This is a genomic window from Pandoraea iniqua, from assembly GCF_902459685.1.
GTDB lineage: Bacteria > Pseudomonadota > Gammaproteobacteria > Burkholderiales > Burkholderiaceae > Pandoraea > Pandoraea iniqua.
Window position 1 is genome coordinate 1208056 of sequence record NZ_CABPSF010000001.1, and the last position, 18948, is coordinate 1227003.

20 protein-coding genes are annotated in these 18948 nt (G+C 64.5%); 14 read left to right on the forward strand and 6 right to left on the reverse strand.

The window, feature by feature from the left end:
• Window positions 1-27: 27 nt before the first annotated feature.
• The 4 genes from PIN31009_RS05360 to PIN31009_RS27845 are packed head-to-tail and all read right to left on the reverse strand — an operon-like array spanning window position 28 to window position 3734.
• Window positions 28-294 carry an EscE/YscE/SsaE family type III secretion system needle protein co-chaperone gene (locus PIN31009_RS05360; RefSeq protein WP_174996958.1) on the reverse strand — a complete coding sequence of 89 codons (267 nt, stop codon included), beginning with the start codon at window positions 292-294 and terminating at the stop codon, window positions 28-30.
• On the reverse strand, window positions 269-1672 hold the full coding sequence (sctD, locus tag PIN31009_RS05365; RefSeq protein WP_150789534.1) for a type III secretion system inner membrane ring subunit SctD: 1404 nt from the start codon (window positions 1670-1672) through the stop codon (window positions 269-271). The genes PIN31009_RS05360 and sctD overlap by 26 nt, the downstream gene beginning before the upstream one ends.
• Window positions 1669-3231 (reverse strand): EscC/YscC/HrcC family type III secretion system outer membrane ring protein, encoded by a 1563-nt coding sequence (locus PIN31009_RS05370; protein ID WP_174996960.1) that lies wholly within the window; start codon window positions 3229-3231, stop codon window positions 1669-1671. Before PIN31009_RS05370 ends, sctD begins: the two co-directional genes overlap by 4 nt.
• A 17-nt stretch (window positions 3232-3248) precedes the next feature.
• Complete coding sequence (locus PIN31009_RS27845; protein ID WP_174996962.1) at window positions 3249-3734, reverse strand: hypothetical protein; 486 nt, start codon at window positions 3732-3734, stop codon at window positions 3249-3251.
• A 322-nt stretch (window positions 3735-4056) separates the two neighbouring features.
• On the opposite strand from PIN31009_RS27845, the gene PIN31009_RS05375 reads away from it, so the two are divergent.
• The 12 genes from PIN31009_RS05375 (at window position 4057) to PIN31009_RS05430 (ending at window position 15013) form a co-directional block, all read left to right on the forward strand.
• Window positions 4057-4716, forward strand: a complete 660-nt coding sequence (locus tag PIN31009_RS05375; RefSeq protein WP_150683301.1) for a two component system response regulator — start codon at window positions 4057-4059, stop codon at window positions 4714-4716.
• 136 nt (window positions 4717-4852) lie between these two features.
• Window positions 4853-5302, forward strand: coding sequence for a hypothetical protein (locus PIN31009_RS05380; protein WP_150789536.1), 450 nt, complete (start codon window positions 4853-4855; stop codon window positions 5300-5302).
• Entirely contained in the window at window positions 5299-7431 is a 2133-nt protein-coding gene (gene sctV / locus PIN31009_RS05385) for a type III secretion system export apparatus subunit SctV (RefSeq protein ID WP_150789537.1), read from the forward strand. Before PIN31009_RS05380 ends, sctV begins: the two co-directional genes overlap by 4 nt.
• A 1-nt stretch (window position 7432) precedes the next feature.
• The gene (locus PIN31009_RS05390) at window positions 7433-8872 is read left to right on the forward strand and encodes a FliI/YscN family ATPase (protein WP_150789538.1); all 1440 of its coding nucleotides are present in this window, start codon (window positions 7433-7435) and stop codon (window positions 8870-8872) included.
• The gene (locus tag PIN31009_RS05395) at window positions 8848-9279 is read left to right on the forward strand and encodes a hypothetical protein (protein WP_150789539.1); all 432 of its coding nucleotides are present in this window, start codon (window positions 8848-8850) and stop codon (window positions 9277-9279) included. The genes PIN31009_RS05390 and PIN31009_RS05395 overlap by 25 nt, the downstream gene beginning before the upstream one ends.
• A gap of 83 nt (window positions 9280-9362) precedes the next feature.
• Entirely contained in the window at window positions 9363-9815 is a 453-nt protein-coding gene (locus tag PIN31009_RS05400) for a hypothetical protein (protein WP_150683306.1), read from the forward strand.
• Window positions 9805-10995, forward strand: coding sequence for a DUF971 domain-containing protein (locus PIN31009_RS05405; RefSeq protein WP_150789540.1), 1191 nt, complete (start codon window positions 9805-9807; stop codon window positions 10993-10995). Before PIN31009_RS05400 ends, PIN31009_RS05405 begins: the two co-directional genes overlap by 11 nt.
• 132 nt (window positions 10996-11127) lie before the next feature.
• Entirely contained in the window at window positions 11128-11778 is a 651-nt protein-coding gene (gene sctR, locus PIN31009_RS05410; RefSeq protein WP_150789541.1) for a type III secretion system export apparatus subunit SctR, read from the forward strand.
• Between the two features lie 19 nt (window positions 11779-11797).
• Complete coding sequence (gene sctS, locus PIN31009_RS05415) at window positions 11798-12064, forward strand: type III secretion system export apparatus subunit SctS (protein ID WP_058377483.1); 267 nt, start codon at window positions 11798-11800, stop codon at window positions 12062-12064.
• A 16-nt stretch (window positions 12065-12080) separates the two neighbouring features.
• The gene (sctT, locus tag PIN31009_RS05420; RefSeq protein WP_246185501.1) at window positions 12081-12956 is read left to right on the forward strand and encodes a type III secretion system export apparatus subunit SctT; all 876 of its coding nucleotides are present in this window, start codon (window positions 12081-12083) and stop codon (window positions 12954-12956) included.
• Window positions 12957-12962: 6 nt separating this feature from the next.
• Window positions 12963-14093, forward strand: coding sequence for an EscU/YscU/HrcU family type III secretion system export apparatus switch protein (locus PIN31009_RS05425; RefSeq protein WP_150789542.1), 1131 nt, complete (start codon window positions 12963-12965; stop codon window positions 14091-14093).
• The gene (locus PIN31009_RS05430) at window positions 14090-15013 is read left to right on the forward strand and encodes a lytic transglycosylase domain-containing protein (RefSeq protein WP_246185502.1); all 924 of its coding nucleotides are present in this window, start codon (window positions 14090-14092) and stop codon (window positions 15011-15013) included. Before PIN31009_RS05425 ends, PIN31009_RS05430 begins: the two co-directional genes overlap by 4 nt.
• A gap of 102 nt (window positions 15014-15115) precedes the next feature.
• On the opposite strand, the gene PIN31009_RS05435 is transcribed toward PIN31009_RS05430, so the two are convergent.
• Window positions 15116-15724, reverse strand: coding sequence for a glutathione S-transferase family protein (locus PIN31009_RS05435; protein ID WP_150683310.1), 609 nt, complete (start codon window positions 15722-15724; stop codon window positions 15116-15118).
• A gap of 274 nt (window positions 15725-15998) precedes the next feature.
• Here PIN31009_RS05435 and purB point away from each other — a divergent pair, with 274 nt between their 5' ends.
• Window positions 15999-17372 carry an adenylosuccinate lyase gene (gene purB, locus PIN31009_RS05440; RefSeq protein ID WP_150683311.1) on the forward strand — a complete coding sequence of 458 codons (1374 nt, stop codon included), beginning with the start codon at window positions 15999-16001 and terminating at the stop codon, window positions 17370-17372.
• Between the two features lie 124 nt (window positions 17373-17496).
• A complete protein-coding gene (locus tag PIN31009_RS05445) occupies window positions 17497-17946 on the forward strand; it encodes a c-type cytochrome (protein WP_150789543.1) in 450 nt (149 codons plus the stop codon).
• Window positions 17947-18112: 166 nt separating this feature from the next.
• On the opposite strand, the gene PIN31009_RS05450 is transcribed toward PIN31009_RS05445, so the two are convergent.
• Entirely contained in the window at window positions 18113-18799 is a 687-nt protein-coding gene (locus PIN31009_RS05450; RefSeq protein ID WP_150789544.1) for a cytochrome b/b6 domain-containing protein, read from the reverse strand.
• Between the last annotated feature and the right edge of the window lie 149 nt (window positions 18800-18948).

Consider the following 18948-nt stretch of genomic DNA (forward strand, 5'->3'; position numbering starts at 1 on the left):
GATTCGATGTCGTCGCGACGATTGCCGTCAGCGAGACGATGGCGTCTCTCCTGTGCGTCCATATGAAGCGCGAAAGCGTTGCGTCAGCCGCGAGAGAATGCCGATCGCCGCGTCGACGGCCTCGGCCTGCGTCCGGGCGTGTCGATGCGCGGCCGGGGATAGCGGTGATGTCAGCGCGTCTTTCAACGTCCGTTGCGCGCCACTGAGTTGGGCAAGCTGCGCCAACAACGCCGCCGACGCATCGGGCGCCGAAGCGGCAAGTCGATCCTCAATCGGCGTCAAACGTATCGTCATAGGTGCTCTCCGGGGTGAGTGGCAAATAGAAGAGCCGGTCGTGTGCGGCAATCGACACGCCGTCGGCAGCGACGGCAATGACGTGAGCCCCGCCTGCCAGCCGTGCGCCTTGCATGAGGCGAGTGCCATCGGCCAGCGTGATGTGCGGCGCTGCGGGCGGGCCGCCGATACTTACCAGTGGCGCAGGCAGTCCGGTTTGTGAAAGCGTCGGCATTCGCACCGGCAACGGCTCGATGCGCAGGCGCAAGGCGCGCGATGCGTCGTTCCACGTGTCTGCGAGCGACTGCAAGGCTGCCTGACGCTGCGCCGACAGCGGACCCGTGAGCCGCCAGCCGTCGCGCTCGCGGGTGACGTTGACGCCACGCAACTGACCGGCGTCCTTCAATAGCTGCACGACGGTGTCGAAGCCGTCGGCTTCGTCGTTGTCGACGCGCCAGCCGTGGGGCAGGGCGAGCGCGTCGAGCGCATCGGACGCGGCCCGCCAGCGCGCGTCCGCGACAAAGGCACCGCTGATCACGATCTCCCCTCCGGGGGCGACGCCCACATACGACGCACCATATCCATAAAGGCGCAATAACGTTTGCACCGACTGTGTCAGGTCAGCGGGGCACCACGTGTCGTCGCGTACGGCTTTGTCGAGCCCGCGCGCTTCGGTTCGAAGCCGCGCGCGGGCGTCATCTGGCGCGCAACCGCCGGAGAACTGTACGGTGCCCTCGGAAACCGTCAGCGAGATACCCGGGGCGATACGCGCGGCAAGCGCCTTCAGCGAGCCAACGTCGCCCGGTGACGCGATGACGGTGGCCGCACCCGTTCGCCAGATCATGGCGCCGCCGGCGAGGGCGATCAGCGAGACGCAAGTTGCTGCGAGCCACGTGGCGCGGCGGGGGCGCGCCGGGCGCTTCAGGCGCCACGGCCGCGACGGACTGCGCCGTGACGCCAGCGTCTGCCAATGCGGCTGCTGTGGTGTTTGCACCGGCGGCTGACTTTCGGCCGACGAACGACGCACCGGGCGCCGGGGCAGGGGTACTGGCAGTGGCACTGGCAATTCAGCATCGTTCACGTCCAGCCAGAGGCCGAGTCCGGCCAGATCGATGACGGACCGTAACGGCAACTGGGTCGACAAAGGCGAGCCCGATGCCGCGGATGTGCCCGGCGGGGCTTCATCAGGCCAATCGAGTGGCGCACCGTCGATCCAGACGCCGATGCGAGTCAGCAGGTGCACCCCATCGCCGTCCACATGCAGCGTTGCACTGGCGCCATCGTCCAGCGCCATGGCGATATCCGAATCTTCAGCCCCAAGCGAAAACGCACCGGGCGGCAGGGGCAGCGAGCGCCCGGTAAGTGGGCCGTCAAGCAGGGTGAGGGTGTAGGTCGTCATGCTTTCGGCTCGCCGGACGTGGGCTCGGCCTTGATCAGGAACAACCGGATCACGCTTTCATTGCGGTGCGTGGTCGAGCTGAACAGTCGCCCGATGAAGGGAATATCGCCTAGCAACGGGATCTTGCTCTCCTGCTCGTGTTGGGTGTCCTGAACGAAGCCGCCGAGCAGCAGGCTCTGCCCGGCTTCCAACGTCGCTTGCGTGGAAATGGCCGAGTTGCGTATCGAGGGAACGTCATTGCGCGAGTCGCGCGGGCTGCGTATCTCACCGCCGTCTTCGATGTTGAGCGTGAGCATGACCTGCTCGCGGCCACCGGCCTCGTCGGGAACCAGCCGTGGCGTCACGCGCAACAGCGAACCTGAGGTCACGCTCTCGAGTTTGGCCACCTTTTCGCCGGTGACCTTCGTATAGAACGTCACGCTGCGATCAAGCACCGCCTGCATGTTGTCGAGCGTGACGATAGACGGGCGCGAAAGCACACGCGCTTTCGAATTTCGCTCAAGTGCCGAGAGATTGACCATGAACTTATTGGTGTCGCCGACCACCGCTGAAAACGTCCCTTGATCGCCCGCGTCGCCGCGCTCTCCCCCCATGCGGCCACTGTTCAGGCCGATCGTGCCGAAGCCACCCAGACGCGCACTGCCGGCGATGTCGACGCCCAACTCGGCGATGTCGCTGGCGTTCACGTCGATGATGGCGACCGATATGTCGACCAGACGAGGCCGCACATCCAACTGCGCAACGAGGTCGGCGTAGAGCGGCAGGTTACGGCGCCGCTCGCGCACCACGACGGCGTTGCGGCGCACGTCGGCAGAAAAACGCGGCGTGTTCGCGCGTGGCGGGCCCGCCACCGCCCCGGTCGCCTCGCCCGCCACGGCGACGAGCGGGCCAGCGCCGAGAATCAGGTCTTGCAAGACGCTGACGACGCCGGGCACGACAACTTCCTGTCCGCGATAAAAGTACCTTGTGTCGGCGGCCGTCGCGAATTTCAGGGGAAAAATCTCGATGGTCTCCTCGCTCTCCTGTTGATCCCGCGCGTCGCGCTCCAGATGTTCGGCGAGCATTGCCACCGTTTCCAGACAGGCCGGCACGCCCGCAATCTCCAGCGCGCGTGCGGCGGGAATCGCCCGTGCGACACAGTGTTGCGGGTGAAGGACACCCGCGCTGCGCAAATGCGAAAGCAACTGATCCGGTGATGCGTGACGCAGCGACATGACCTGTCTCGCCACCTCGCTGGCCTTATAGATATGCAGCGTCTGGCCGTTGAAATACCACGAAAGCCGATAACGTTCGGAGAGCACATCGAGTGTCGCTTGTGGCGTGCCCTCAGGTAACACGCCGATGAACTGATCGGTGACTTGCGCGCTGACGATGGTCGGGATGCGGTGATGCGCACCGAAGTCGCGCAGCAGTTCGGCGAGTGGCGTGCCCGCGCTCTGGAAGAGAAACGCCCCGCCGCGCCAGACCGGCTCGGTGCCGGCAGTCGCGGGAACGGGGCTTGCGGACAGACTCAACGACAAACTCAACAGCGCAACGCGCCGTAGGACGGGAGGAAGCAAGCGGTAACTCCACATGGTCATGAGCGGCGCATTGCGCGAAGCCGTTGGCTGGCTTGCCGGGCGTCGATGTGCGGAACGGGCGATGGCGGCGTTGGGAGGCCTGCGTCGGGCTTGGGGGCCACGAGGTGGCAGGCGAGTATCTGGCGGCGAAGTTGCGCTTCGACGCTGGCGGGTGTCTCTCCGGCATCGAAGCGATGCACCCACCATACGTCGCCGCGCGCGATGCAAACGCTGTCGTTGCGAAGTTCGGGCTGCGCCGCCAGCACGAGCGTGAGCCGCGTGAGCCAGCGCGGCGGCGGCGTGTCGTAGGCGGTGGCGGCGGAGGTGGCGTGTGCACTGAGCCGGTGCTGAGCGGGCACGGGTATCGCGATGGCCACGCAGTAGCCGCCGTCGATCGTGCAGACCCAGCCGCGTTGACCGTCGAGATCAATGACATGCCGCGCGCCTTGTACATCGCACGGGGTAATCCAGTCGAGGGCGGCGAGCGCGAAGGGCAGACGCATACGTGGAGAAGGTGGTCGGGAGAGATGGAAAGAGAAAGAGAAAGAGGTCGGCGGCGCACCTCACAAGGCAGTGGTCGAACGAGGACAATCCGTGTGGCTGACCTGCGCCCGCAAAGACCGGAATTGTCGCGTGCCTGCGTGCGAGTGCCATCCGGCCCATACCTGATTTGATACTTCGGCGCGCCACTGGGAGGTCAATATCTGACGCGATGTCGCGTAACGGATACGGGATAAAGCTCAAGAATCGCGTCGCTAATTCGGATACCAAATTTATGGTCAAAAATCCGTATATCCATAAAACACAAATGTCCAGGAGTCGGGAATGACGGGAAGCACAGGCGTAATCGTTGTAGAGGACCACGAGTTGCTGGCCGACGGCATGTGCCGTCTGGTCGAGGGGGATCTCAAGTGGCGCGTGCTCGCCCGGGTGGAAAACGGGCTCGACGTCTACCGTGCGTGTCAGGTGCATCGCCCCGATCTGGTCATGCTCGATCTCGGCCTGCCGGGAATGGACGGCATCGATGTCATTCGTCAGTGCTGTCAGCGCTGGCTCGGCCTGCGGGTTTTGGTCAACTCGGCGAGTAACGACGGCGAGCGCGCGCGTCAGGCGCTCGATGCCGGCGCGGCGGCGTACGTCCTCAAAAGCAGCGCGCGCGACACGGTGATTCACGCCGCCCGGCAAGTGATGACGGGGCGGCGCTTCATCGACCCGGCCGTGTTCGGCGTGATGCGATCGCCGACGCAGTCGCCGTATTCGCCGAGCCCTTGCGATAACGAAACGCCGGAACGCCTGCTCACATTGCGCGAGCGTCAGGTACTCAAGCTGGTCGCCGAGGGGCAGCGCAATCGAGACATCGCCGCGCTGCTGTCGATCAGTATCAAGACGGTCGAGACGCACCGGCTCAACATGATGCGCAAGCTCGACGCTCACAACGTGGCCGATATCGTGAACTGGGCGCACCGGCTTCGCATGATGTTGTGAGACCCGGGCGATGTCGCGTTTTGCCGCGAAGTTCAGGTCTGCGCCGGATGTCCGGTGAGGTGCGCCTGCGAGACCATCGCTCGTGTTCCTGCCAATCCACTTCACGACTGCCTGACCGGTCTCCGGTGCGCGCCGCATGCATTCCTCTCCGATCGATCTCCAGACACAACGCAAACTTGAACAGCTCTTCGAACTGCTGGCGCTGCCGGCACGCGCCATCGCACCGAAGATGCGTGTGACGCTTGCGCCGTGCCATCTGATGATCGAGGCCGGCGCGATGGGCGTAACGCTGGCACTGACCTTGATCGAGCGGCGCGCCCGGTCGGAGCGCTGGCTGCCGTTGTTGCTGCAAACCTGCGCACCGGAATGGAGTCTGGGCATTCCGGTACGGGCCTGCGTGGCGCAAGGGCGTCCGATGTTGATTGCTACGCCACCGGCGGCGTCTCGCTTGCAGGCGGGAGACTGGCTGCAATGCCTCGCGCGCATGCGGCGTCTGCTGGAACGTATCCATACCGAGCATCAGCGGGACTCGCGCGATGTGGGGGATGTGGGTGATGCTGATGACGTTGCGGAGCCACGTAAATGACCCGCGTCATGTCGTGGCTTGGCGCTGCCGCCGGACGGCAGGACATCGTGCTCGCCGCCCTATTGCTCGTCACCGTTCTGATGATCATCATCCCGATGCCGCCGTCGGTGATGGACATGCTCATCGCGCTCAATCTTGCGGTGTCGCTGCTGCTCCTGATGGTGGCGCTGTACGTCAACGAACCGCTCGACTTCTCTGTCTTTCCCTCCGTGTTGCTGATGACCACGCTGTTCCGGCTGGGGCTGACGATCAGCACGAGCCGGTTGATTTTGCTGCGCGCGGATGCGGGCGACATCGTCTACACCTTCGGCGACTTTGCAGCCGGCGGCAACATCGTGGTGGGGATGATTGTGTTTCTGATCATCACGGTGGTGAACTTCATCGTGATTACCAAGGGTTCCGAGCGGGTGGCGGAAGTCGGCGCACGGTTCTCGCTCGACGGCATGCCCGGCAAGCAGATGAGTATCGATGGCGACCTGCGTGCCGGGACCATCGATGCGGTCGAAGCCGGCCGTCTGCGCCGGGTGGTGCAGAAGGAAAGCCAGTTCTATGGCGCGATGGATGGCGCGATGAAGTTCGTGAAGGGCGATGCCATCGCGGGCCTCGTCATCATCGTGGTCAATTTGCTGGGGGGAATCGGCGTCGGCGTGTTCATGCACGGCATGAGCGCGAGCGAGGCGGGTGCGCTCTACGCCATCCTGTCGATCGGCGACGGGCTCGTGTCGCAGATTCCGGCGCTGCTCATCTCGGTGACGGCGGGCATTATCGTGACGCGCGTGCCGGGGGAACACCGGCATAACCTCGCGCGCGAGCTGACCGATCAGCTCGCGGCGCAGCCGCAGTCGCTGATGGTTGCTGCGGTGGTGCTGGTGCTGTTCGGCCTGATTCCCGGCTTCCCGATGCACTACTTCATCCTGCTCGCGGCAATGTCGGGCACGGCAGCGTGGTGGGTGCGCCGCCGGGCGCGCGAAGGCACCACGGGGGCGGGCGGTACCAGCGGAGACGGCAGCGCCGGGGGCGCACAAGCCGGACGCCCGGGCGCGCAGCCGTTGCAGGTTCGCGTGGGGATCGGCTTGGTGAATGCGCAGGCGGGTGGCGTGACGAGCGCGTTGACGAGCGGGTTGACGAGTGCCTCCGGCGGTGCCGGCTCGCTCAGCGCCCGCATCGACGCGTTACGCGATCAGAAATTCGAGCAGTTCGGCGTGCCGATGCCGGAGGTCTGTCTGGTGATCGACGCATCGCTTGCACCGGACACGCTCGATATCCAGCTCTATCACGAGAGCGTGCTGACCTTCCCGATGGCCGCTGATATGGCGCTCGCCCGATTTGACGGCGAGCACACATTGACGACGCTGCGCGATCTCGTCGCCGAAGATAAAGACGACATGCCGCGAACCCCGTTGTCGTTCGGCGGCCACATGCTGTACTGGCTCACGCCGGCGCAGCGAGACCTGTGGCGCGCGCACGGCGGCGTCGCGCTGGAAGGCGATGAGCGGGTGGCCCATTGCGTGTCGCTGGTCATCGACGCCCACGCGGCCGACTTCCTTGGTGTACAGGAAACGCGCTTCCTGATGGATGCGATGGAAGACCGCTACGGCGAACTCGTGAAGGAGTTGCAGCGGCAGTTGCCCATCAACCGCACGGCCGAAGTCTTGCAGCGGCTGGTGGCCGAAGGCATCTCGATTCGAGACCTGCGGCGCGTGTTCGAGGCATTGATCGAATGGGCACCCCGCGAGCGCGATCAGATCATGCTCACGGAATATGTGCGGCTTGGCCTGCGGCGTCATATCACGCGGCGGTTCCGGCGGGGTAACGCGCAGATTGCGGGCTGGAATGTCGGGCAGGGGATCGAAGACACGGTACGCGCTGCCGTGCGTCAGACGTCGTCGGGTTCGTACGCCGATCTGAATGCCGAGCAGACGGAGTCGATTCTGTGCGCCATCGACGAGGTGCTGGCGGCGCACGATGGCAGCCCCGCCGTGCTGTTCACCGCGCTCGACGTGCGCCGCTTCGTGCGCAAGCTAATCGAGCGTGAGCGCGCGGATCTGGCGGTGCTGTCGTTTCAGGAAGTGGCCGATGAGCCACATGTGCGCGTGCTGGGCACGATCGATCTGCAAGGGGCCTACTGACATGCGCCAGCCTGACGCGATTCGTGTTGCCAATGCCTTGCGGCGCTCGCTCAGCGCACGCCGCAAGGCCTGCGACGAATGGCGTGCCACACCCGGGCGGGACATTCCCCATGGACGTATCGACAAGGTCACGCCGAACGCGCTGCGCGCCCGCTTGCCCGGCGCGTCGCTTGGCGAGCAATGCCGCATTGTGTCGCCGGTCATCGATGCGGAGGTAATTGCCGTCGAAGGACCGCACGTGTGGCTGTCTCCCTACGCCGAACCGAGCGGCGTTGCCAACGGCGCGCTGGTGTATGCGCTCGGCACACCGTCTCGTGTAGCGGTGGACGAGCACATGGGCGGGCAGGTGCTCGACGGTCTCGGGCGACGGCTGGATGCGGGGACGAACACGGGGACGAACACGGGGACGAACACGGGGACGAATACGGGGACGGATGCGGCGTTGCAAGGCATGTTCGACGATTCGCAGGACACTGCCCGGTCCGGGGCGGTCTGGCGATCGCTGGACGCCCCCCCGCCACCGGCGATGACCCGTGTGTTGGTGAGTACACCGCTGCCGCTCGGCATTCGCGCCATCGACGGTCTGTTGACGTGCGGCCGTGGGCAGCGAATCGGTATCTTCGCGGCGGCGGGCGGTGGTAAAAGCACGCTGCTTTCCATGATGTGTCAGGGGGCGGATGCCGACATCATTGTGCTGGCGCTCATCGGCGAACGTGGCCGGGAGGTGCGGGAATTTCTCGAACATGCGCTGACCCCTGCGGCCAGAGCCCGCACCGTCTGCGTCGTGGCGACCTCAGATCGCCCGGCACTAGAGCGGATGAAGGCGGCCTATACGGCGACGGCGATTGCCGAGGCGTTCCGGGATCAGGGCAAAGACGTGCTGCTGCTCATGGACTCGCTCACGCGTTTCGGACGCGCCGTACGAGACATCGGTATGGCGGCGGGCGAACCGCTCGGCGCGGCCAGCGGTCTGCCGCCGAGTTTCTACGCCCGCCTGCCGCGCTTGCTCGAGCAGGCCGGTACGGCGGAGCGCGGCAGCATCACGGCGTTTTACACGGTGCTGGTGGAGGGCGACAACCTCGATGAGCCGCTGGCCGACGAAGTCCGCTCGATTCTCGATGGCCATATCGTGCTCTCCCGCCGGCTCGCGCAAGAGAATCACTATCCGGCGATCGATATCGCGGCAAGCCTGTCTCGCGTGATGCGCCAAGTGACCGACGCACATCATGTCGAGGCCGCCGCACGTGTGCGCCGCGCGATGGCACTGGCTTCCGAGGTCGAACTGCTCGTACGCGTCGGCGAATATCAACCGGGGGAGGACGTCGAGACTGACGACGCGCTCTCACGCTCACCGGATATCCGCGCATTCCTGTGCCAGCCCTATGGCGAGATCGCGTCATTTGACGAGACGCAAGCATGGCTCGCCCGCCTCACGACCTGAAAGCGATCGCTCAGATCGACGCATTGACGTCGATTGCCAAGCGGCGGGAGGTGGGCCTGCGTGTCGCCGTGACGCGGGCGACGCAGGCGCTCGATGAGGCCGAGGCGGCCGAGCGGCAACGGCGTCAGGCGTGTGAGGTGCAACGGCAACGCTGGCGCGACGCGCTCACGCGCGGCGGTGTGTACCGCCAACGCACGCTTTCCGAGGTGAGTCATTCGGTCGAGGCCGAGCGCTCGGCGCTGGTCGGCGCATCGTCTGCGCTGGACGCCGCCGTCGCCGCCTGCGCGCAGGCGCAAGCGGCCTTGCAAGCGCAACGGGTGCTATTGCAGGCGAATGCCCGCAAGCAGGAGAAGCTGCGCGAATGGCGGGCGTCGTTGCGAGCGTCGACGCGCTCGCACCGAGCATGAGATTCAACCGAATTCCGATCGCAACCACTACGCAACATCAACGAAACCACTACGCAACACAACGCAACCACAAGGACTTCACGATGAGCACGATACGTCGCAATGGCATGTCAGCAGAGGCATTCGCCAGTCTGGGGGCCGGTTCGCTGGTGTCGCATCGCACGGCCAGCAAGGGGAGCGCGACACGTCGGCAAATGGATGACGACGATGAGCGGGAATTCACGCTGAACGCGGAACCGACACCGCGCGTCACCGGCCCGGCCGACGTGCTGCGCTGGCTGCGCGTCTGGCACGCTCGGCAGGAGCAGGCGTGGGATGGCGGGAGCGCACTGCGGATCTGCGTGCACGGCGGCGTGCTCGACGAAATGGTTGTCGAGGCCAGACGCGGGTTGCACGGCATCACGCTCAGCCTGCTGTCGCCGCGTCTCACGTTGTACCGTCGTCTGCTGACGCAACGCGGCCGTCTCGCGCGCACGATGACATGGCGGCTCGGATTGCCGGTGACGGTGGAAGTCGAGGCGCGCTATGCACCCTGAGCCGAACATCGCGATGGACGAGGCCATCGGCGACGAGGTGTTTGCCGACATGTTGGGCGGTGGCGGCAGCGTTCACTTTGCGCAAGGCGCTTTGCAGGTGCAGGCCGGTTGGCTGCGTATAGGTGGCGAAGGTCTGATCGTGACGGCGCGCATCGACGAGGGCACGGTCGGTGAAGTGCGCTTCTGGTGCGATACGCAGCAGTGGCGCGAGTGGCTTGCACCGTGGTTGCCGGTGCCGTCGTTCGACGCGCTGCCGGAAGCGTGGCACGACATTGCCGCATCGCTGACGCTGGCGTCAAACCCGGACAGCGACGGTGGCGGTAGCGGTAGCACTGGCGATAGCGACGACGGTGGCCGAGGCGGCGATGCATGGCCGCAGGCGACGCGAGTGATGCCATCGACCGTGGGCCTCGCGTGGCGTGTCGGTGTCGTGTTGCATCGCGATGGCAGGCGGCTGGCATTGGCATGGATCGATGGGGCGGCATCGTGGCTTCGCGAGCGATGCGAGCAGGCCGAGATCGATTCGCAGCCGATCGATCCCGCAGGGTTGCCGCAGCGCGAATGTCTTTTAGTCGCCGGGTGGGCCGATATTTCGCCTGAACGATGCTACGCGTTACGCGCTGGCGACGCCGTGATACTCAGCAAGCCGGCCGACGTAGCGAAGGGGGCGTATTGGGTTATCGACGGCGATTACGCGTTGTCGTTTCCCGGCGCGCATGCCGGCCAGCGGGCGCCTGCGAGCGGAGTCGAGGTGCTGCGACTGAATCCGGCGAACGTGAATCCCGAGGACGTGACGATGGACGCCCCGTCGCTCGTGCGCATCTTCGCGATGCTGAGCGCGAAGCCGTTCCCGGTGCCGGTGCTCAATGCTTGGCGAGCCGGACAATTACCGGCAGCGCCCTCGGACCTTTCCCCCACTGAACCAGCGCTCCACATGAACCACGTCACGCTCTGGCGCGACGGTGCTGCGAGGGCGTCTGCGCGCTTGCTGTGCTTCGAAGACGGTCAACTTGCCGTTTGTCTCGAAGGCGAGCGCGGCGGCAACACGCTCGACAACACGTTCGAAGACGCCTTCGACAACGCCTTCGACAACGCGTTCGACGACACGCTCTGCGACATCGCCCAAAGTCCCGCCAATTCGGGTGGCGACCCGATGGGCGTGCACCCGCTGACCTCCTAAGATCGCGCCACTTGTCGTGGCATCCCGTGCGTCGCCTAAGGAACCTTCCGGGCGTTGTCGCCGGGCGCTCGCACGATGCCGCACTTCAACGCCGCACACGCGTGCCGGCCTCGGGTACCCAACGGAGTCCGTATGTCCCTGCTCGACCACCCGGTGCAGCTTGTGGTGTTGCTTTCGCTGCTGTCGGTCCTGCCGCTGCTGGTCGTCCTCGGGACGGCATTTCTGAAACTGGCCGTCGTGTTCGCCTTGCTGCGCAATGCGCTCGGTACGCAACAAATTCCTCCCAACATCGCCATCTACGGGCTTTCTCTCGTGCTGACCTGTTTCATCATGGCGCCGGTCGTTTTCGACATCGAAGCCAATCTCGCGAAGCGTCCCGTGGCACTGTCGTCAGCGAGCGCCGTGGCCGATGCCGACGCCAGCATTCTGGTGCCTTATCGCGCCTTTCTCACGCGGCATACCGACCCGCGTCAGCGCGATTTCTTCGCCGGTATTGCAAGCGATACGTGGCCCGAAAAACACCGCGCCCGCATCGGCCCCGATTCGTTGCTCGTGCTGATGCCCGCGTTCACGCTGAGCCAGCTTGCCGAAGCTTTCAAGATCGGGCTTCTGCTCTACCTGCCGTTTGTCGTCATCGATCTGGTGATCTCGAACATCCTGCTGGCGATGGGGATGATGATGGTCTCGCCCATGACCATTGCGCTGCCGTTCAAGCTGCTGGTGTTCGTGATGATGAACGGGTGGGAGCAGTTGGTCCGCCAGTTGCTGCTTTCATACGCGTGACCGGGCGGAGTGATTCGACATGAGTGAAGCGATCGTCGTCAAATTCACGAGTGAGATGCTCTGGCTCACGTTGCTGTTGTCGTTGCCCACGGTCATTGTCGCGTCGGCGGTCGGCGTGTTCGTGTCGCTCGTGCAGGCGCTCACGCAGGTGCAGGACCAGACTGTTCAGTTCCTGATCAAGCTCATCGCCGTGTCGGTCACGCTGGTGGCGACCTATGGCTGGATGGGGAATGTGCTGCTCAATTACGCGGGCAGTGCATTCGAGCAGATCAGCCGGATGCAATGACCGGAGCCCTCGCACGATGTCTTCGGTGATGAACGCGTTCGCATCGGTATTGGGCTCGACGCTCGGCCCGGCATCGGATAGCGCGGGCGACGCGTGGTTCATGCGCGTCTGGGGCGACCTGTCCGGCTGGCTGCTCGCGTGGGGCGTGGCGGCGCTGCGTCCGCTTGGCGTCGCGATGTTATTGCCCGTTTTCTCCCAAGGCATGCTCGGCGCCGGCATGCTGCGCAATGCGCTCGTGCTGGCGCTGGCGTTGCCCGTCGTGCCGATGGTGCACGCTGGCCTCGACATCGCGCCGCAGTGGGGCACGTGGGCGATGCTGATCCTCGGGGAACTGAGCGTGGGGCTCCTGCTGGGGTTTGCCGCGGCGCTGCCCTTCTGGGCGATCGACATGACCGGCTATGTGATCGACACGATTCGCGGCGCATCGATGGCAAGCGTGCTTAACCCGCTCATGGGGGCGCAGTCGTCGATCTTCGGCATCGCGCTCACGCAAATGCTGTGCGTGCTGTTTTTCGTGACCCCGGCCGCGCATTCCGTGCTCGCTGCGTTGTACGACTCGTACGCCGTATTGCCGCCGGGGACGTCGTGGCGCTGGCAGGCGCAGGGCGTGCCTTGGTTGCTCACGCTGTGGCAAGCCATGCAGACGATGTGCGTGGCGGTGGCGTTGCCCGCCATGGTGGTGATGGTGCTCGTCGATATGGCGATGGGTTTCATCAATCGCGCCGCGCAGCAACTCAACGTATTTTTCCTTGCCATGCCGGTCAAGAGCGCGATGGCGTTGCTCGTCACGCTGGCCAGTCTGCCGTTCGCCATCGCGGTGCCGTTGGGCTACTGGTACCGGTTGCCTGAGTTGTTTCAGGCGTGGGTCGTGACCGCGCTGGGGAAAGGGTGAGCAGCGATGAGCGAAAAGAACCAGCCGCCCACGCCCAAGAAGATTCAGGACGAGCGAAAGAAGGGGCGCGTCGCAAAAAGCGCCGACCTCACGGTATGCGCGCAACTCGGCGTGGTGCTGGCGTGGCTGGTCTTCGAGGGCCCCGCGCTGTATGGCGCCTGTGTCGGGCTGGTGCAGCGCATGCTGCTGGTGCTGGGCGACCCGGTGGGTGAAGCGGTGCGTGGCTTGCTGGTGCCGTCGCTGCTGCTGCTCGTGCGATTTTGCGGCGGGTTGGGCGTGGTGCTGATCGTGACCACGTGGCTCGTCATGGTGCTGCAAATCGGCGTGCTGGTGGCACCGGACGCGATTACGCCGAAGTTCGAACGCATCGATCCCATTGCCAAAGCGAAGCAACTGTTCTCGATTCAGTCGCTCTTCGAGTTTGCGAAGTCGTTGCTCAAGGTCGGCGTGCTCGGCACGGTGTTCTTCTATCTGATCCGGCAGTACACCCCATCGCTTGCCGTGCTGCCGCAATGCGGCGCGGACTGCGGCCTCACGTTGACGGCACGTTTGCTGTTCTGGCTGATGTCGGTGCTCATCATCGCGTACGTGGTGTTCGGTGCGCTCGATTTCGCCTATCAAAAGTACAACCTTCACAAGCAACTGATGATGTCGCACGACGAGATCAAGCGCGAATTCAAAGAGGTCGACGGCAATCCGGAGATCAAGCACAAACGCCGGGAAATTCATCGGGAAACGATCGAAAGCGGCAGTCTCGCCAGCAATGTGAAACGCTCGACGGTGGTGGTGCGCAACCCCACGCGGCTCGCCGTGTGTCTGCGGTATGTGGCGGGTGAAACGCCGGTGCCCTGTGTCATCGAGAAAGGACGGGATGCGCGCGCCCGCACGATCGTCGCGTTAGCCGAGCGCGAAGGCGTGCCGGTGGTCGAGCACATCCCGGTGGCGCGGCGGCTGATGGCAGATGTGGACATCGATGCACCGATTCCGTCGGATCTGTTCGACGTCGTGGCAGCGATTCTGCGACTCGCGCTCGATTTGCCCTATGAGGTGAATGGGGGCGTCAAGCCGGACGCTGACGAGGCGGCATCGGCGGCATCCGTGACGGCGGCGGCACCGGGCAAAGGGGATGCGTCGTGACGCGATCGACGATTGACGTGCGGCGCTGGTTGGTGCCGGTGACGTATTCGGTCTGGGTACCCGGCGTCGTGCTGGCATTGGCGCTCATTCACGTGCCGTTGGGCGTGCAGTCCGCGCAGGACCGCCTGACGCTGCCCTCGCATCCGCGCATGGCCGATGCGGGCATCGAGGTACCGGTACGGCGTGCCGTGCCTGTCGCCACAAGCGCGCCTACCCATGCAGCCGAGGCGTCGGGCGTTGACGCGTTAGGCGATCAAGGCAATCAAGACAACCGAGACGACGAAATCGGGGCTGCCCCATCGCCAACCCTGCCGTTCGACGCGCTGGTGCAGACGACGGCGAACGACCTGTCGCTCGATGCCGCATTGCTGCATGCCATCGTGAACGTGGAGTCGGGATACGACGCGCTGGCCGTATCGCGCAAAGGCGCCATCGGTCTGATGCAGGTGCGCCCGCAGACGGGGGCGCGTTTCGGCTTTCGCCGGCTGGAAGATCCTGCCGAAAACCTGCGCGCGGGCGCGACGTATCTGCAATGGTTGCTTACGCGCTTCGACGGGGACTTGTCGCTGGCACTGGCGGCGTACAACGCGGGAGAGGGGGCAGTGCTGCGCTACGGGCGAAAAATTCCGCCGTACCCGGAAACGCAGGGTTACGTTCGAAAAGTGATGGCCGGTTATTCGCGGCTGGTGGCGGCACGCGTGCCGGTGACCGCCACAGAACGGGCACCGGTGAGCGCTCGCAAAGTCGGCGTGGCGGCGGCCACGCCGGAGCATTCCCGGGCGTGGCAACTACTGAGGGGGCTGGGCGCGTTGATTACGCGGAGTCCGTCGGACGAGTCAGGCGGCGGTACGGCCTCGCAAGGCCGCGACGCCCCGGCCGTCGCCGTACCGGCCAAGCGGCGGCCGCCAAGTCACGGTTAGGCATGGCGAGTTGCAGTCGATCACGCGGCCGATCATGCGACCGGTTATGCGCTCAGCCACGGCCAGCGTCGAGCATAGCCGTGGACGACCTGAGACGGGGACTTACGCCGGTACCGTATCGGCGACCGACGGGCGTGCCGACATGCGCTCGAAGTGGCGTTCGAGATTCGGGTGATCACGGCGCCATTCGATTTCCGGAAAACGGAAGTCGAGGAAGCCGAGCGCGCAGACAAGGGCCACATCGGCCAGCGTCAGGCGGTTGCTCGCACACCATTGGCGCTCGTCGAGCCCCTGCGACATGGCGCGCAGCGCCTCGTCGATTTTGCTGCGCTGACGGTCGATGAGGGCCTGCGAGCGCGTGCCCTCGTCGTGAAACTTCATTTCGACGCGAATCTGCACGGCGGCGTCGGTCACCCCGTCGGCGAGCGCTTCCCACACCCGCACCTCGGCGCGTTCGCGGCCCGAAGGGGGGATGAGCTTGCCCACCGGCGAGAGCGTGTCGAGATACTCGCAAATCACCCGCGAATCGAAGACGGCTTCCCCGTCTTCCATCACCAGACATGGCACCTTGGCCAGCGGGTTGGACTGCTGGATGCGGGTGTCGTCGGCCCACACGTTCTCTAGCTCAAGCTTGTAATCGAGCTTCTTTTCCGCAAGCACGATGCGGACTTTTCGAACGTAAGGGCTGGCGAGGGCACCGATCAACTTCATGTGAATCCTTGATAAATCGCAATAGCGCCGCAGAGTATAACGTGCTGCCCGGGGCATCGCGTAGCGCCCCGGGGAGCCCCGCCGGGAGCGGAAAGGGCGTGAACCGGGCGGGCAATGGTAAAATATCGGCCTTTCCGAGTTGGCGTTTCCGTTTTGCAAGGTTTGGCCGGCGTCGCGCGGTGTTCCGGGCTCCCCCATGGGGACGGCCGGGCTCGTGCGGGTGCTGCGGCAGGCCTCGCCGGCTCCCCGGTTTTCTTTTTCGGTGCCCAGTGCCATGTCCGACGAATTCTCCCCCTTGACCGCGCTTTCCCCGCTCGACGGCCGCTATGCCAGCAAGACCGACGCCCTGCGTCCGTGGCTGTCCGAAGCCGCTTTCATGCGCCATCGCGTGACGGTCGAAATCCATTGGCTGATCGCCCTGTCGAAGGCCGGTTTCGCTGAGATCGCCCCGTTCTCGGCGGAAGCGGAGAAATTCCTGCTGGATCTGGCGGCCAACTTCTCGAACGCCGATGCGCAGCGCATCAAGGACATCGAGAAGGTCACCAACCACGATGTGAAGGCTGTCGAATACTGGCTCAAGGAGAAGGTGCAGGGTCAGGCCGAACTCGAGAAGGCCAGCGAGTTCATCCACTTCGCCTGCACGTCGGAAGACATCAACAACACCTCGCACGGCCTGATGATCAAGGGCGCGCGTGACAAGGTGATCGTGCCCGCGCTCGAATCGCTGGTGGCCAAGCTGAGCGAACTGGCCCGCGAACACGCATCGCAGCCGATGCTTTCGCGCACCCACGGTCAGCCGGCTTCGCCGACCACGCTGGGCAAGGAACTGGCCAACGTGGCCGTGCGTCTGGCCCGTGCGCTCGAGCGCGTGCGCCGCGTCGAGCTGCTCGCCAAGATGAACGGTGCCGTGGGCAACTACAACGCCCACCTGTCGGCCTACCCGGCATATGACTGGGAAGCGTTCTCGAAGGCCGTCATCGAGCAGCGTCTGGGCCTTACGTTCAACCCGTACACGATCCAGATCGAGCCGCACGACTACATGGCCGAGTTGTTCGACGCCGTGGCGCGCGCCAACACGATCCTGCTCGACCTGAACCGCGACGTCTGGGGTTACATCTCGGTCGGCTACTTCAAGCAGAAGACGAAGGCCGGCGAAATCGGTTCGTCGACCATGCCGCACAAGGTCAACCCGATCGACTTCGAGAACTCGGAAGGCAATCTGGGTCTGGCCAACGCTGTGCTGCACCATCTGGCCGAGAAGCTGCCGGTGTCGCGCTGGCAGCGTGACCTGACCGACTCGACCGTGCTGCGTAACATCGGCGTGGCGTTCGGCTACAGCCTGCTCGCTTACGACTCGTGCCTGCGCGGTCTGGCCAAGCTCGAAGTCAACCCGCAACGTCTGAATGAAGATCTGGACAACACGTGGGAAGTGCTGGCCGAGCCGGTGCAGACGGTGATGCGCCGCTTCGGTGTGCCCAACCCGTACGAGCAACTGAAGGAACTCACGCGCGGCAAGGGTATTACCCGTGAAGCGCTGCAAACCTTCATCAAGCAACTGGCGATTCCGGAAGATGCCAAGGCGCTTCTGCTGGAAATGACGCCGGCAAACTACATCGGTATTGCCGAGTCGCTTGCCAAGCGCGTCTGACGCGTCAGACACGTCGCATGCTGGAAAAGAAAAGGGCCGCTGATGCGGCCCTTTTTGCATGTCATACGGGGTACTGACGAGATGTGTATCATGGCCGCATAACTCAAAAGGAGAATCCCCAGAAATGAAGCTCGCCCTTGCTCTCGCTACCCTCGCCGCGGCCCTGGTCCCGGCGCTCTCGCACGCGCAGTTCGCCAAGCCCGACGACGCTGTGGAGTACCGCCAGTCGGCCCTGTTCCTGCTCGGTAACCACTTCGGCCGCATCGGTGCGGTCGTCAAGGGTGACGCGCCGTTCAGCAAGGACGACGTGGCCAAGAACGCCGAACTCGTCGCCACGCTCTCGAAGCTGCCGTGGCCCGCCTTCGAAGGCGGGCAGACCACGGCAAAGAGCAAGGCCAAGCCGGAAGTCTTCACCGACAAGGTGAAGTTCCAGCAAGCGCAGGAGAAGATGGAAACGGCCGTGGCGCAATTGAACACGGTGGCCAAGGGCGGTGATCTGGCATCGATCAAGAAGGCCTTCGGCGACGCTGCACAGACCTGCAAGAGCTGCCACGACAACTTCCGCGCGAAGTAAGTCAGTCGCTTTTCGGCATGCGCAGGCAGCTTTCGCTGTCTGACGCCGCCAAAGAAAAAGACCGGTCCCAGAGAGGGGGCCGGTCTTTTTTTGTCCGCTATCGACGGCGGGACGATCTGACGCTCGGGCGATGTAAGGACAGACTTCGGCCCAAACCCCCGCGAAATCAGTAGGACGGGAGCGAAGCCACGGCCGGTGTGAGGTGGACGATGCGGTACACCAGCGCCGATGCGACCACGATCAGCACCAGCGCGCCGGCGCGCACGCGCCAGTCGTCACGGGCAGGGTGAGCGGGCGTGGCGAGCGGCTTGTCGCCGACGATCATGGGCGTGATCAGGTCTTTCTTCTTGCCGAAACGATAGTAGAGAATCGCCAGCACGTGCAGCGCTACCAACCCGATCAGCACCCACTGGTTGAGCTGGTGCCAGCCGGTGAGCGTGTCGCTCAGGTCTTTGTCGATGAACTTGACGAGCGGGCCGTCGTTGAAAATATCGTCATTCGAGAACAGCCCCAGCACCACCTGAATGCCGAAGAACAACAGCATGGCAATGACAGACAGCCCACCCAGCGGCGTGTGCCCGGCAAAGCGGGCGTCAGTGGCAGCGGGGGTGCGCAACGACTGGAAAAACGTCCGTGGACCGGTCATGAAGTCGCAAAAACGGGCATAGCGCGGCCCGACGAGCCCCCAGACCAGCCGGAAGATCAGCAGCGCGAGAATCGCGTAGCCGCACCAGAAGTGATAGATCATCGCGTTGCCACCGGTCTTGGCGGTGACGTAGGCGGTGACCGCCAGCACGACAAACAACCAGTGAAAGAGACGGGTGGGCAGGTCCCAGATGCGGATCGGCTTCATGGCGGGCAATGTCGGGGAATGTTGTAGGTAGTCGTAATCGACGAATCTCGCGAGATTACCGCAAGCCCGTGGCGCGCGCACGTATTCGGTCCGGCATGCGGTTCAGCGGGGATGGGCGAAAAAAAACCGCCGGACACGCCGGCGGTTTT